The organism is Streptomyces sp. NPDC058534 (assembly GCF_042717365.1).
Lineage (GTDB): Bacteria > Actinomycetota > Actinomycetes > Streptomycetales > Streptomycetaceae > Streptomyces.
This window is the reverse complement of sequence record NZ_JBHXNW010000025.1, coordinates 29593-44101: the sequence shown is the minus strand read 5'-3', so window position 1 is coordinate 44101 and position 14509 is coordinate 29593. Positions and strand designations below refer to the sequence as shown.

General features: G+C 73.6%; 13 protein-coding genes and 1 pseudogene. 11 read left to right on the top strand and 3 right to left on the bottom strand.

Going from position 1 to position 14509, the window contains the following annotated elements; translation table 11 throughout:
* Window positions 1–251: 251 nt before the first annotated feature.
* Window positions 252–1943: pseudogene (locus tag ACFWR9_RS17655) on the bottom strand (condensation domain-containing protein); the annotation flags it as partial.
* 364 nt (window positions 1944–2307) lie between these two features.
* Between ACFWR9_RS17655 and hppD the strand changes: the two are divergent.
* Genes hppD through ACFWR9_RS17640 form a run of 3 tightly spaced genes read left to right on the top strand, consistent with a single transcriptional unit; the run spans window position 2308 to window position 6196 of the window.
* Complete coding sequence (gene hppD, locus ACFWR9_RS17650; protein ID WP_383842535.1) at window positions 2308–3381, top strand: 4-hydroxyphenylpyruvate dioxygenase; 1074 nt, start codon at window positions 2308–2310, stop codon at window positions 3379–3381.
* Window positions 3378–4874, top strand: coding sequence for an alpha-hydroxy-acid oxidizing protein (locus ACFWR9_RS17645; RefSeq protein ID WP_383842532.1), 1497 nt, complete (start codon window positions 3378–3380; stop codon window positions 4872–4874). Before hppD ends, ACFWR9_RS17645 begins: the two co-directional genes overlap by 4 nt.
* Window positions 4871–6196: a PLP-dependent aminotransferase family protein gene (locus tag ACFWR9_RS17640; RefSeq protein ID WP_383842529.1), complete on the top strand. Its 1326-nt coding sequence runs from the start codon at window positions 4871–4873 to the stop codon at window positions 6194–6196. The genes ACFWR9_RS17645 and ACFWR9_RS17640 overlap by 4 nt, the downstream gene beginning before the upstream one ends.
* Here ACFWR9_RS17640 and absA2 read toward each other — a convergent pair.
* Entirely contained in the window at window positions 6185–6853 is a 669-nt protein-coding gene (absA2, locus tag ACFWR9_RS17635) for a two component system response regulator (RefSeq protein WP_383842526.1), read from the bottom strand. The two genes, ACFWR9_RS17640 and absA2, sit on opposite strands and share 12 nt — an antisense overlap.
* A 32-nt stretch (window positions 6854–6885) precedes the next feature.
* Window positions 6886–8655: a sensor histidine kinase gene (locus ACFWR9_RS17630; RefSeq protein ID WP_383842523.1), complete on the bottom strand. Its 1770-nt coding sequence runs from the start codon at window positions 8653–8655 to the stop codon at window positions 6886–6888.
* Window positions 8656–8791: 136 nt separating this feature from the next.
* Between ACFWR9_RS17630 and ACFWR9_RS17625 the strand changes: the two genes are divergently transcribed.
* The 8 genes from ACFWR9_RS17625 (at window position 8792) to ACFWR9_RS17590 (ending at window position 14399) form a co-directional block, all read left to right on the top strand.
* Complete coding sequence (locus ACFWR9_RS17625; protein WP_383842520.1) at window positions 8792–9745, top strand: ABC transporter ATP-binding protein; 954 nt, start codon at window positions 8792–8794, stop codon at window positions 9743–9745.
* A 6-nt stretch (window positions 9746–9751) separates the two neighbouring features.
* A complete protein-coding gene (locus tag ACFWR9_RS17620) occupies window positions 9752–10546 on the top strand; it encodes an ABC transporter (RefSeq protein WP_383842517.1) in 795 nt (264 codons plus the stop codon).
* Window positions 10547–10731: 185 nt separating this feature from the next.
* The gene (locus ACFWR9_RS17615) at window positions 10732–11187 is read left to right on the top strand and encodes a phospholipase (protein ID WP_383842514.1); all 456 of its coding nucleotides are present in this window, start codon (window positions 10732–10734) and stop codon (window positions 11185–11187) included.
* Window positions 11188–11234: 47 nt separating this feature from the next.
* Window positions 11235–12041 carry a prephenate dehydrogenase/arogenate dehydrogenase family protein gene (locus ACFWR9_RS17610; protein ID WP_383842511.1) on the top strand — a complete coding sequence of 269 codons (807 nt, stop codon included), beginning with the start codon at window positions 11235–11237 and terminating at the stop codon, window positions 12039–12041.
* Window positions 11969–12229 (top strand): prephenate dehydrogenase dimerization domain-containing protein, encoded by a 261-nt coding sequence (locus ACFWR9_RS17605; protein ID WP_383842596.1) that lies wholly within the window; start codon window positions 11969–11971, stop codon window positions 12227–12229. The genes ACFWR9_RS17610 and ACFWR9_RS17605 overlap by 73 nt, the downstream gene beginning before the upstream one ends.
* 74 nt (window positions 12230–12303) lie before the next feature.
* Complete coding sequence (locus ACFWR9_RS17600; protein WP_383842508.1) at window positions 12304–12717, top strand: hypothetical protein; 414 nt, start codon at window positions 12304–12306, stop codon at window positions 12715–12717.
* Between the two features lie 156 nt (window positions 12718–12873).
* Window positions 12874–14043, top strand: a complete 1170-nt coding sequence (locus tag ACFWR9_RS17595; protein WP_383842506.1) for a lipase — start codon at window positions 12874–12876, stop codon at window positions 14041–14043.
* Between the two features lie 140 nt (window positions 14044–14183).
* Complete coding sequence (locus tag ACFWR9_RS17590; protein ID WP_122617543.1) at window positions 14184–14399, top strand: MbtH family protein; 216 nt, start codon at window positions 14184–14186, stop codon at window positions 14397–14399.
* Window positions 14400–14509: the final 110 nt, after the last annotated feature.

The following is a 14509-nucleotide window of genomic DNA, read 5'->3' as shown; positions in this document are numbered from 1 at the left end:
GACGTAGGCCGGGTGGTCGGGGCCGGGCGCGGGGCCCCCCGGGGGGGCGGGGGGCGCGGCGGCGGGGGGCGGGGAGGGTCACATCGCACGCGGGGGGCGCCCCCCCCGCCTTGGGGGGGGCCGGTGGACCGGGTGGTTTCCTTCCGGTCGGCGGGGTGGGGGGGGCCGGGCGCCGCCCCGGGTGGGGTGGCGGCGGGCTCGGGGGAGGCGGCCGGGTCGTCGAGGAGCAGCCGGGGCGTGCCGTCCTGCGGCAGCCGCTCCTCGGCGTCCCGCGTGGTCAGGACGAGCATCGCGCCCGCGTCCCGCAGGATGTGCGCGATGCGGTCGGCCGGATAGCCGGGGTCGACGGGCACGTACGCCGCGCCCGACCTGAGCACCGCGAGCAGCGCCACGACCAGCTCGGCGGACCGGGGCACGGCCACCGCGACGAAGCGCTCCGGGCCGGCGCCCCGGGCGGCCAGCGCGGCGGCCAGCCGCTCGGCGCGGGCGTCCAGTTCGGCGTACGTCAGGGAGGTGCCCTCGAACACGACGGCCTCGTGCTCCGGGGTGCGCGCGGCCCGCGCGGCGAGCAGCTCGGGCAGTGTCGCGGCGGGCACCTCGCGCGCGGTGTCGTTCCACCCGTCGAGGACGAGGTCCCGCTCGTCCGGCGTGAGCAGCGCCACGTCGTCCACGGAGGCCGCGGGGTCGGCCGCCAGCTCGGCCAGGAACCGGACGAAGCGTTCCTGCAACGAGACCAGGTCCCGGGCGCCGTACACCTGCGGGTTGCCCTCGAAGTCGACGCGGAGCCCGGCTTCGGGGGTGCCGGACAGCACGATGTTCAGGTCGGTCGTCGGACCCGAACTGATGCTGCGCATCAGGCCGACCGGCCCGCCGAAGTCCACCGGCCTGATGTACGGCATGACGTTGACGGTGGGTCCCGACACCCCGGAGCCGCCCAGCTCGCGGTTGAGGTCCTCGCCGCGGTAGCGGCTGTGCGCCATCAGGCCGCTCATGGCCCCGGACACGTTCTCGACCACCCGCGCGAAGCTGTCGCCGGGGTGCACGGCCAGCCGCAGCGGCAGCCGGTTGGAGACCATGCCGGGCGTCACCCGGGCGTTCGCGCCGTAGCGGCCGGTGACCGGCACGGACACCACGATGTCCCGGGCGCCCGTCATCCGGTGCACGAAGGCGCCCACGCCGGCGATCACCACGCGCGCCCAGTGCGCGCCGGTCGCCTCGGCGGCCAGTCCGAGCACGCCCGTGCGCTCCGGGCCGAGGGTCAGGCTCGTCACGGTCGGCGCGAGCACCCGGGCGCCGCCCCGGCCGGTGAGCGAGACGGGCTCCGGACGGTCGGCGAACAGGCCGGTCCAGTATGCCCGGTCCCGCTCGTGCCGCGCCGAGCCGCGGTAGGCCTCCTCACCGGCGACCATCCGGTCCGTGTCCCCGAAGGAGTGCGCCGGCACCTCGTGCCCGTCCCGCAGCGCGCGGTACACCTCGGCCAGCCGCTCGTAGAACAGGGCCATGCTGGTGCCGTCGATGACGATGTGGTGGACGCCCAGGTAGTAGACGTGCCGGCCGCCGCCGAGCGTGAACAGCGCGTGGCTGCTGAGGCCGGGCCGGTCCAGCGGCACCGGCGTCGCGCGGTCCCGCTCCATCCACCGCTGGGCCTCGCCCTCGGGGTCCTCGTGGCCGGAGAGGTCGATGTGCCGCAGCAGCACGGGGGTGTACGGCACCCCGTCCGGGCCCTCGACGGCGTCCGAACCCTCCGGCGCGGGCGGGCAGTACGCGCGGTACGGCCGGCCCTCCTCGTCGGTGAGGAAGCGGGAGCAGAGCGTCTCCGTCTCGGCCAGGGTGTGCCGCAGGGCCGCGCTCAGCAGCGCGTGGTCCAGCGGCCCGTCGATCTCCAGGCAGGACCCCGTCCTGTAGTGCGTGCCGCGCGGGTCCAGCTGCTGCGCGAGCCACACCTCGTGCTGGGCGCTGGTCAGACCGTGCCGGACCGAAGAGTTCTCAGACACCTGTCTCCTCACAATCCTCCGCCGGAACCCCCGGCCTCTCAGTGGCGCGCACTAAAACAAACAAGGTGTAGCCCGGATGGCATTCAATTAAGGGCGAACTGGGACGCTAGCAAGGCTGCGACGAGATGGTCAATATAGTTATCCGAGTGGATAACCGCAGGTAGGAAGCTTGATAACCAGCCGATAGCGAGGTTATACGGGTCATTTGTAGAGTGTGGTCACGCGCATTTCCCATTGCTGCCCGAGAATGCGGAGACCCCTCTTCCCCGGCGGGTGATCCCGTATTTCTCCCCTTCATTCATTGGAGATCCGCATGCCGCCCAGTGCCATCGCGTACGCCGAGCTGTACGTCGCGGACGACCGGGACGCCTCCGGCTTCCTCGTCGACAGCCTCGGCTTCGTCCCCCTGGCCGTGGCGGGCCCCGCCACCGGGACGCACGACCGCCGGTCCACCGTGCTGCGCAGCGGTGAGGTCACCCTCGTGGTCACCCAGGCGCTGCGGCCGGACACCGACGTCGCCCGGTACGTGGAGCGGCACGGCGACTCCATCGCCGACCTCGCCCTCAGCTGCGACGACGTGCGCTCCTGCTTCGACCGCGCGGTCCTCGCCGGCGCCCAGGCGCTGCAGGCCCCCACGCCCTCGCAACGGGCGGGCCAGGACGCCTGGTTCGCCGCCGTCTCCGGCTTCGGGGACATCCGCCACACGCTGGTCGCGGCCAACGGGGACGGCGCGGCCCTGCTGCCGCCCGACCGCGACTGGGCGCTGCTGCCGGCCGCCACGGACCACGCGGGCCCCCGGCCGTTCCTCGACCACGTCGCCGTCTGCCTGGAGGCCGGCACGCTGCGGAGCACCGCCGAGTTCTACGAGGCGGCCTTCGACATGCCCTACTACTCCTCCGAGTACATCGAGGTGGGCGAGCAGGCGATGGACTCCATCGTCGTGCGCAACGCCGGCGGCGGCATCACCTTCACGCTCATCGAGCCCGACGACACCCGGGTGCCGGGGCAGATCAACCAGTTCCTGACCGCCCACGACGGACCGGGCGTCCAGCACCTGGCCTTCCTGGTGGACGACATCGTCGACTCGGTCCGCTCGCTCGGCGACCGCGGCGTGGCCTTCCTGCGCACCCCGGGCGCCTACTACGACCTGCTCACCGAGCGGGTCGGCGCCATGGCCGACGCCATCGGCGACCTGCGCGAGACCAACGTCCTCGCGGACCGCGACGAGTGGGGCTACCTGCTGCAGATCTTCACCCGCTCGCCCTACCCGCGCGGCACGCTCTTCTACGAGTACATCCAGCGCAACGGCGCCCGCGGCTTCGGCAGTTCCAACATCAAGGCGCTGTACGAGGCCGTCGAGAGGGAGCGGGAAGTGGCCGGTCGATGACGTCCGCCACCCGGCGGCCCGCCGACGCCACCGCCGGGGACCCGGCGCGGGACCCGGTGCGGGAGCCGGTGCGGGAGCCGCTCACGCTCGACGACTTCGCCGCGCTCGCCCGCCGGGAACTGCCGCCCGAGGTGTGGGACTTCATCGCGGGCGGCGCCGGACGGGAGCGGACCCTCGCCGCCAACGAGGCCGTCTTCGACGCGGTGCGGCTGCGGCCCAGGGCGCTGCCCGGCATCGAGGAGCCGGACACCTCCGTGGAACTGCTCGGCTCCCGCTGGGCGGCGCCGGTGGGCATCGCGCCGGTGGCCTACCACGAACTCGCCCACCCCGACGGCGAACCGGCCACCGCGGCGGCCGCGGGCGCGCTCGGGCTCCCGCTGGTCGTCAGCACCTTCGCGAGCCGGACCCTCGAAGAGGTGGCCCGTGCCGCGAGCGCGCCGCTCTGGCTCCAGCTGTACTGCTTCCGCGACCACGGGACCACCCTGGACCTGGCGCGCCGGGCGCGGGACAGCGGCTACCAGGCGCTGGTGCTCACCGTCGACACCCCGTTCACCGGCCGCCGGCTGCGCGACCTGCGCAACGGTTTCGCGGTCCCCGCCCACATCACCCCGGCCAACCTGGCCGGTTCGGCGGCGGCCGGCAGCGCGACGCCCTCGGCGCACAGCAGGCTGGCCTTCGACCGCCGCCTGGACTGGTCCTTCGTGGCCCGGCTGCGCGCGGAGAGCGGGCTGCCGGTCCTCGCCAAGGGCGTCCTGACCGCGGCGGACGCCGAGGCCGCGGTGCGGGCGGGCGTCGCGGGCGTCGTCGTCTCCAATCACGGGGGCCGCCAACTCGACGGCGTGCCGGCCACCCTGGAGGCGCTGCCCGAGGTGGTGTCCGCCGTGCGCGGACGCGTCCCGGTCCTCCTCGACGGCGGCGTCCGCACCGGCGCCGACATCCTCACCGCCCTGGCCCTCGGCGCCCACGCCGTCCTCGTCGGCCGGCCCGCGCTGTACGCCCTCGCGGCGGGCGGCGGCCCGGCCGTCCACCGCATGCTCACCCTGCTGACCGCGGACTTCGCCGACACGATGACCCTCACGGGCCACGCGACGACCAGGACGATCACCCCGGACACGCTGTTCCGGCCACACCCGGGCTCGCCGGTCCCGGGCTCGCCGGTCCCGGGCTCGCCGGTCCCGGCCCCGGCGTACCGCGTCCCGCCGCATGCCGGCGTGCCGCAGCCCGGTCGGCCGCCCGGCCTGCCCGACTCCGGTCCGCCATACCTTGGCTCGCCGCCCCCCGGCCGACTCGCCTCCGGTCCGCCGCACCTTGGCTCGCCGCCGGCCGGCCTGCCCGTTTCCGGCGCGCCTCGGTCCGGTCCGCAGTGGTCCGGTGGGCCGGCCAGCCAGCTCGCCTCCGGCTCGCCGCAACCTGGTACACCGCCCGGCCCGCCGGACCCCGGCCCGCCCACCCTGCCCCGCACGGTGCCGTACACAGACAGGAGCCATGGATGACGACCGCCCGCGTGAGCACGGAAGGGGCCGGTGTGCTGCCGCGGAGCGGTCTGCACGCCAGCCTCTCCGCGCCGCTGCTCGACACGATGACCTTCCTCAACGAGGTCACCCTCCGCTACCCGCAGGCGATCTCCTTCGCCCCGGGACGGCCGTACGAGGGGGACTTCGACGTCGCGAGCGTCCCCGGGCTCATCGAGACCTACCTCGACCACCTGCGCGGGCGCGGCCTCTCCGAGGAGCGCGTCCGCACCGCGCTCTACCAGTACGGCGAGACCGCCGGCCAGATCAGGGACATCGTCGCGCGCATGCTCGCCGTCGACGAGGACATGACGGTCGACCCGGCCTCCGTGGTCGTGACGGTCGGCTGTCAGGAGGCCGTACTCCTCACCCTCCGCGCCCTGTTCACCGGCCCCGACGACGTGCTCCTCGTCGACAGCCCCGCCTACGTCGGCATCACCGGCGCCGCGAGCCTGCTGGACATCCCCGTCGTACCCGTGCCCGGCACCCCGAACGGCCCGAGCCTGGAAGGGCTCGAACGCACCGTCCGGGAGATCGAGGCGAGCGGCCGGCGCGCCCGGTGCCTGTACGTGGTGCCCGACTGCTCCAACCCGACCGGCGTCAGCATGCGTCGCGAGGACCGCACCGCCCTGCTCGACACCGCGGCCCGGCTGGGGCTGCTGCTCCTGGAGGACAACCCCTACGGGGTGTTCAGTTCGGTGCGCCGTCCCACGCTCAAGTCCCTCGACACCGACCGGCGCGTCGTCTACCTGGGTTCCTTCGCGAAGACCGCCTTCCCGGGCGCCCGGGTCGGCTTCGTCGTCGCCGACCAGTTGGTGGCGGGCGCGGACGGCCGCCCGCCGGGGCTGCTCGCCGACGAACTGGCCAAGGTCAAGAGCATGGTCACCGTCAACACCTCCAGCCTGAGCCAGGCCGCGGTCGCCGGACTGCTCCTCCAGAACGGCGGCGGGCTGCGCGCGGCCAACGAGACCTCGGCACGCCACTACCAGGCCACCATGCGGTGTCTGCGGGAGACGCTCGCCGCCGAACTGCCGCCCGGCCCACCGGAGACGGCCGGGGTGCGCTGGAACGACCCCGACGGCGGCTTCTTCCTCACCCTCGACGTGCCGTTCGAGGCGGACGAGGCCGCGCTGGACGTGTCCGCGGAGAAGTACGGCGTCATCTGGACGCCGATGCGCCACTTCCACCTGGACGACGCGGGCGACCGGCAGATCCGGCTCTCCTGCAGCTACCTCACCACCGACCACGCCACCGAGGGGGCGACCCGGCTGGCCCGCTTCGTCAAGGACCGCTCAACGGCCTAGGCCGGTGTCCTGCACCAGCCCCGCCTCGTAGGCGATGATCGCCGCCTGCACCCGGTTGCGGACCTCCAACTGGGTGAAGATGGCGCTGACATACGTCTTGATCGTGCCCTCGACCAGGTGCAGCCGCTGCGCGATCTCCGCGTTCGACAGCCCGGCCCCCAGCATGCCGAGGACCTCCTGCTCCCGCTTGGTCAGCAGTGTGGTGCGCTCCCCGGACACCTCCGAGCGCGGCGAGGGCGCCCGGCGCAGCTCGGTCATCAGCCGCCGCGCCACCAGCGGGGAGAGGCAGGACCCCCCGGACGCCACGGCCCGCACGCCGGAGATCAGGTCGCGCGGGTCGGACGCCTTGAGGAGGAATCCGGCGACCCCCTGGTCGAGCGCGCGCTCGATGTACTTGTCCTCGCCGAAGGTGGTGAGGACGACGACCGCGGTGTCCGGGTTGGTGGTCCGCAGTTCACCCGCGGCCGTCAGGCCGTCCATCTCCGGCATCCGGATGTCGAGCAGCGCCACGTCGGGCCGGTGCTTGCGGGCCAGTTCGACCGCTTCCCGCCCGTCGGACGCCTCGGCGACCACCTCGATGCCCGGCTCGGTCGTCAGGATGGAGCGAACCCCGGCCCTGATGATGGTCTCGTCGTCGGCGAGCAGTACGCGAATCATCCGGTTCTTCCCTGGTGGTGAGAGGTGGTCGGTCAGAGCGTGTCCTTGGCCATGAGGACATCATCCTTGAAACACAGCCGGTACATGGTGTCGCCGAGGTCGAGGAGATTCCTGCTCGCCCGGTAGTACTCGCACGTCGCGCCGGTCGGCACGGCCGGCTCGGAGGTGACCGGCGGTGGTTTCCTGATCCGCCGGTCCGGCAGCACCGGCGCCAGTTCGTCGCGGGTCTCCCCGGTCCGTATCCCCGCGTAGTCCTCGGGGCTGAGCGACGTCGTCGCCGAGGTGAAGACGTAGAGCCCGCCGAGGAACGCCACGATGGCGGCACCGAGCACCACCGGGATCAACGCGGCCCGCCGCGCGTCGCGCCTGAGCCGCGCCCGGGTGCGCAGCAGCGCGGTCCGCGAGGCGCTGAGCCACGGCGCGGCGGACGCGGGCCGGGTCCCGTCGGCCTCGGCTCCGGCGCGCTGCCCGGTCGTAGCGGCCCCGGAATCCGCGTCCTCGCCGCCGCCGGCCGTGTCGTTCTCATCGGCGTGCGGTCCCGGATCGCCGGTGCCGGTGCCGGTGCCGGTGCCGGTGCCGGTGTCGCTGCCCGTGCCCGGTGGCTCGGTGTACCGCGACGGCGAGGACGCGCTGCGCGGCAGGCGCGCGTGCACCTCGAAGCCGCCGGCCCGCGGGCCCGTCCGCAGCGTGCCGCCCGCGAGCCGGACGCGCTCGTCGAGGCCGATCAGCCCGGACCCGCTGCCCGTCGCGGGCACGTCCGCGCCCTGCTCCGGCCGCTCGTTGACGACCGAGACCACGGTCTCGTCCGCCGTGTGCGTCACCCGTACGGCGATGGGGGCGCCCGGCGCGTGCTTGGCCGCGTTGGTCAGCGCCTCCTGCACCACCCGGTAGGCCGCGAGGTCGGACAGCAGCGGTGTGCCCGGCCGGTCCCGCGCCCCGTCCTCCTGGAACTCCACCGGCGTGCCCGACCGCTGGAAGCGGCGCACGAGCTGGGTGATGGACTCGTGGGCGGGGGTCAGCGAGGGCGTGGGATCCTCCCGCAGCAGCCCGATCACCTCGTGCAGCCGCTCGGTGGCCATCGTGCACCGCTCGCGCAACTGCCCGACGGACTCCCGGTGCTGCTCCGACAGCCCGGGGGCCAGTTCGAGCCCTCCGGCGAGCAGCGCCATCACGCTCAGCTCGTGGCCCAGGGAGTCGTGCATGTCCTGCGCGATCCGGGCCCGCTCCTTCAGCCGGGCCTGGTCGGCGATGTAGCGCTGGCGCCACTCCAGTTGCTCGGCGTGCTCCCAGCCGGCGTGGGTCAACGCGGTGCGCTGGCTCCACCAGTTGCCCGCCCACCAGGGCAGCACACAGGCGATGAACTCGGTCATCAGCAGGCTCAGCCAGTCCTTGGACTGGGCGACCGTGCTCACCAGCAGGAGCCCGGCCACCGCGACGCACAGGAACACCAGGTGCGCCGGCCACAGCCGGGTCAGTCTGCGACCCGCGAGACAGCTCAGCACCACCGTCGCCATGGCCGGCCACAGGCTGGCGCCGAACCACGGATAGAACAGCGTGAGGAGCGCCGCGAGCAGCAGCGACAGCAGCGGCGCGGTGCGCTGCACCACCACCGCGGCCGTGATGACCAGGCACGCGGTCAGCCAGCTGACCGGCGTCGTCACCAGCGCCTCGGTGCTGAACGCGGAGGGCGCCAACAGCACCATGAGCAGCACCAGATCGCCACGCCGGGCGAACGGGCGTTCGGAGCCCAGGACCCGCAGGAGCGATTCGGTTCGTCGGCGCACGGCCTGCCATCGGTGCATTCCAGCACGCTACAAGAGGGGTCGCGGCCTCCGGATCTGCCGAAAGTCGAATGCGGTCGTTGCCGATCGCCAGATGTTTTCGCCCTTCCCCTCTCCCTAGCGTTGAGGACGTGACTTTGGAAGGAGCCACCAGGCGATGATCACTTTGGACCGACTGACCAAGCGGTACGGCGACAAGACGGCCGTCTCGGACCTCTCGTTCGAGATCAACCCGGGAAAGGTCACCGGATTCCTCGGCCCGAACGGCGCGGGAAAGTCGACGACCATGCGCATGATCGTCGGTCTGGACGCGCCGACGTCCGGGCGGGCCCTTCTGGGCGGCAAGCGTTACGAGGAGCTGCGGCACCCGTTGCGCGAGGTCGGCGCCCTGCTCGACGCCCGCGCCGGCCACCCCGGCCGCTCGGCCCACCAGCACCTGCTCGGCCTGGCGCGCAGCAACGGCATCCCGGCCGCCCGGGTCGCCGAGGTCCTGGAGACCGTCGGCCTGACCGAGGTGGCGAAGAAGCGCATCGGCTCCTTCTCCCTCGGCATGGGCCAGCGGCTCGGGATCGCCGCGGCCCTGCTGGGCGACCCCAAGGTGCTGCTCTTCGACGAGCCGGTCAACGGCCTCGACCCGGACGGTGTGCGCTGGGTCCGCGAGCTGATGCGCTCCCTGGCCGCGGAGGGCAGGACGATCTTCGTCTCCAGTCACCTGATGAGCGAGATGCAGGAGACCGCCGACCACCTCCTGGTCATCGGCCGCGGAAAGATCATCGCCGACGCGCCGATCGAGGAGGTCATCGCGGGCAGCTCGCTGACCGCCGTCCGGGTCCGGACCCCGCAGCCCGACGTGCTCAGGCGGGAGTTGCTGGAGTTCGGTCTGCGGATCGAGCCGGACGCCGGCTCGGAGCCCGACGAACTCCTCGTCGTCGGCGGCACCCTGGAGGAGATCGGCGACCTGGCGTTCCACCACCGCGTCCCCATCCACGAACTCAGCATGCGCAAGGCCAGCCTGGAACAGGCGTACATGGAACTCACCGCCGCGAGCGTGGAGTACGGCTCTCCCGCGCTCTCCCAGGTCACCGAAGTCCCGGACCACCAGAAGGCGTAACTGGATATGACTACTACAACCGTCCCCAAGCTCGTGGGCCCTGTGAAGGGCGGCGGCTTCAAGGGCGCCGTCGCGTTCGAGTGGACCAAGTTCTGGAGCGTCCGGGCCACCTGGTGGAACCTGGTCGTCGGTCTGCTGCTCACCGTGGGCTTCGCCGCCATCGTCGGCGCGTCGGCCGACGCCAGCGCGAAGAAGGGCGTCGACGTCACGATGCCGGCCCCGCACCACGCCTCGCAGGCCTTCCTCATCTCCCAGCTGACCATCGTGGTGCTGGCCACTCTCGTCCTCACCAGCGAGTACTCCAGCGGCTCCATCCGCACCACGCTCCAGAGCGTTCCCAAGCGCGGCCGGATGCTCCGCTCCAAGACCCTGGTGATCGCCGCGGTCGTGGTCGTCGCCGGCTTCGTCTTCAGCCTGCTGGCCACCATGGTGGCCGCGCCCCTGATGGGCGACTACGGCGACTACACCGGCGGCCAGTTGTTCGGCACCGCGCTCGGCGCCGGGGTCTACCTCGCCCTCCTCGCCGTGATGGCCATCGGACTCGGCACCGTCCTGCGCAGCGCCGCGGGCACCATCACGACCCTCATCATGGTGCTGCTCGCGCTGCCCCAACTGATGGGCGTCGTCGGCGCCAAGTGGCTGGAGACCGCCTCCGACTACATGCCCAGCGTCGCCGGCACCGTCCTGCTGACCCAGGACAGCGACCCGTACGGCGGCGGAACCGCCCTGCTGGTCCTCCTGCTGTGGGCGCTGGCCGCCTACGTCGCCGGCTCCGCGGTCCTGCGCCGCCGAGATGCCTAGGACACCCGTACTCCTCCCCCCACGGAAGAGGAAGGGGCCGCACTCCGCCAGCCGGGGTGCGGCCCCTTCGCCGTGTCCCCTTCGCCGTGTCCGGGCGGGGCGGGATAGCGGTGCGATAAGGGGCCCATAGCGGGCCTCGCCAAGGTGGTTGAGCCGCATCCTCACCCCACCTTGGAGGCCGTCCCATGCGCACCACGACGAAGACCAGGACCACCCTCGCCGCCCTCGGTTCGGCGCTCGCGCTCGGCATCGCCGCCGCCCCCGCCCAGGCGGCCCCCGCGGACAAGCCGCAGGTGCTCTCCTCGTTCACGCAGACCAGCGCGTCCAGCCAGAACGCGTGGCTCGCGGCCAACCGCAACCAGTCCGACTGGGCCGCCTACGGATTCGACTGGTCGACCGACCGGTGCACCCAGGCGCCCGACAACCCCTTCGGCTTTCCCTTCGACAACTCCTGTGCGCGCCACGACTTCGGCTACCGCAACTACAAGGCGGCCGGCCAGTTCGACGCCAACAAGAGTCGCATCGACAGCGCCTTCTACGAGGACATGAAGCGCGTCTGCACCGGCTACACCGGCGAGAAGAACACGGCCTGCAACAGCACCGCCTGGACCTACTACCAGGCGGTCAAGATCTTCGGCTGAGCGGGAGCGGAAGCGGGACCGGGTCCTGGCCGAGGAGAGGAAGACGGATGCGCAGCGTCGTCATCGTGGGCGCCGGGGTGATCGGCCGCTCCGTGGGGCTCGCACTGCGACGGCACGGCGTGACCACCTACCTGGACGACGCCGACCCCGAGGCGGCGCTGGCCGGCGAACGCTGCGGGGCGGGCTTCGCCGCGCGTCCCCCGCGGCAGGCCGACATCGCGGTGCTCGCGGTGCCGCCCGACCAGGTCGCCCCGGTCCTCGCCGAGCACCAGAAACTCGGCACGGCCCGCTGCTACACCGACGTCTCCGGCGTCAAGGTACGACTGCACCGGGAGGTCAGGGCATACGGCTGCGACCTGACCTCGCTGGTCAGCGGCGCCCCCGTGGTCGGCGGCGGAGTGAGCCCGGCGCAGCCCAGGGCCGACCTCTTCGACGGCAGGCCCTGGGCACTCACCCCCACCGAGGCCACCGGGAACCTCGCCCTGAACTGCGCGCTGGAACTGGTCGCGCTGTGCGGGGCGGTCTCGGTGCTGCTCGACCCCGAGGCCCACGACCGTGCCGTCGCCCTCGTCTCGCACGCGCCGCACCTGGTGGCGAGCCTCGGGGGCGCCCCCGGCGGGGGGGCGGGGGGCGTGGGGCCCGCGGGCGGGGCGGGGGCCCCCCCCGCCCCGGCCCACCAGCGCGCCGCGCGCGCCCCCCGCCTCCCGCGCCCCCCCCCCCCCCGGGGGGGGCCCCCCGCGCGCCCGCCGGGGGGGGGGGGCCCCCCGCCTCGGCCGTACGGCTGGCCGGCCAGGACCTGCGCGACGTCACCAGGACCGCGGACGGCAACCCCGAGATGTGGGCGGAGACCCTGACCGCCAACGCCGGTCCCGTCGCCGACCAGTTGGACGACTGGGCGGCCGAGGCGCAGGCGATGGCCCGCGAACTGCGGGACGCCGCCCGGTCCGGGGACGCCACCGGGCCGGTCCGGCTGCGGGAGACCCTGCGCTTCGGCGTGGCGGGACGGGCCCGCATCCGGGAGCCGGACACACCCCGGCCCTGAGACCGAGGACCACGGACCACCGTACGGACGGCACCACCGCACGGACTGGCACCACCGACGGAAAGGACCCGACCATGCGCGGAATCCTGCGCGCCACGGCACTCACCGCGGCGATCGGCGCGGCCGCCCTGCTCCCGCCGACGGCGGCCTCCGCCACGCCCGGCTGTGTGACGGACAGCGAGACCGAGGACTTCGCCAGGGGCGAGATCACCGTCTGTGTCAGTGACGACGGCGTACGCGTGACCGGCCATGTCGAGGACCTCAAGCCCGGCGGCCCCTTCACCGGCGGCGACTCCGCCTGCGTGGCCTGGTCGATCGACTGGCAGACGGCCACCGGAGCCACCTCCAGCAGCAGCCACATGGCCTGCCCCCACTTCCCGGGCGGCGAGGCGTACGTCGAATTCGACTACGACCCGACCGAATCGGAGCACGGCCCGAAGAACGTCACCGGGGTGCGGGACACGAGCCTCGCGACGATCTTCATGTGACGGGTCAGACGAAAGTCGAGGCGTATCACCGTTCGGCCCACGGAGATCGCACAGAGTCCTGTCGACCAAGGTCATGAATCCGCCGTCCCCGCTTTCACCTCGCCTTTTCCACTCCTAACGTCATCAGTGTTCCTGCTTCCGACGAAGTGAGCGCCGATGACGAAGGTGACCCGGGCCGGCCGTCCGGCGCGTCGATGCGCCGCCCTCGTGGCCGCGCTGCTGCTGGCCGTCGCGCCCTCCTACGCGGGCGGGCGGAGCGCGGCCGCCGCCCCGGCCCCGAAGGTGGCGCGGGCCGCGCCCACCGCCCTGCCCGCGCCGACCGGCGCCCTGCCGGTCGGCCTGCGCACCACACAGCTGAGCGACACCTCCCGGCGCGACCCGTGGAACCCCGGCCGGCACCGCGAGCTGACGGTCTCGCTCTGGTACCCCGCGCTCCCCTCCCGGGCGCCGCACGCCTCCTACGTCACCGCGCGGGAGTCGGAGCTGATCCTGCGCTTCCACGGCGTGCGGGGCGTACCCGCCGACCTGCTCAGCCGCACCCGCGTCCACGCGCGCCTGGCCCCGCCGCCGCTGCCCGCGCCCCCGCGCGGCCTGCCCCTCGTCCTGCTGTCACCGGGCTTCACGCTGCCCCGCACCTCGCTGACCGGGCTCGCGGAGGAGCTGGCGAGCCGGGGTTACGCCGTCGCCGCCGTCGACCACGCCTACGAGGCCGCGGCCATCAGCCACCCCGACGGCCGCGTGACCGGCTGCCTGGCCTGCGAACAACGCCCGGAGGGCGCCCGGGTGGCCGCCGTCCGCGCCGCCGACCTCCGCTTCCTGCGCGAGCGGCTGCTCCGGTCGCCCGGCGCCGCGGGGCTGCCGCCGCTGGACCCGTCACGGGTGGCGGTGGTGGGCCACTCCATGGGCGGCGCCGCGGCCTTCGAGGCGCTGCGCACCGACGCCGGCTTCGCCGCCGCGGCCAACCTGGACGGCACCGTGCACACCGCCGGGAAGAGCCCGGTGGACCGGCCGTTCCTGCTGCTCGGCGCGGGCGAGCACGGCCGCCCCGGCGCCGACGCCACCTGGGGGCGGGCCTGGCGGGACCTGTCCGGTCCGCGCCGCTGGCTCTCGGTGCGCGGCGCGGGGCACCTGTCCTTCACCGACTACGCCCCGCTCCTGGAGCGGACCGGCGCGGCGGGCCCCGAGGTCACGCTCGGCGCGGCGGACGCCCAGCGGATCACCCGGGAGCTGGTGGTGGCCTTCCTCGACGAGCGGCTGCGCCGGCACGGCCCCCGCCTCGACACGGCGGCCCGGCACGACCCGGAGGTCGTCGACCACGGCCGCTGAGCGGCCCGCGGCGGCCCCCGGCGGCCCGCGGAAAAACGGATCGATATCGGAAGGAAAAACGGCACCCGTACCTTGACGGAGGTCGGCAGGGTCCGCAACCCGCGCAGAGTCTTGCCCGACGCTCCCGGAAGGAATGCGAAGTGACCAATCCGTTCGAAGACGCAGACGGCCGCTATCTCGTGCTGGTCAATGATGAGGGGCAGCACTCGCTGTGGCCGTCCTTCGTGGACGTGCCCGCCGGGTGGACGGTCGCCTTCGGGGAGTCCGACCGGGAGGCGTGCCTGGAGTACGTGGAGAAGAACTGGACGGACATGCGGCCCAGGAGCCTCGTGGAGGCGATGAGCGCCGGCAACTGACGCCCCGGCACGACGCGACGGCCCGTACGACCCCGGCAGGGGGGGTCGGGCCCGCGTCGGGACCCGGAAAGTAGGTGGCCACCCCCCACCCGGGGGCGGGCGCCCGGCGC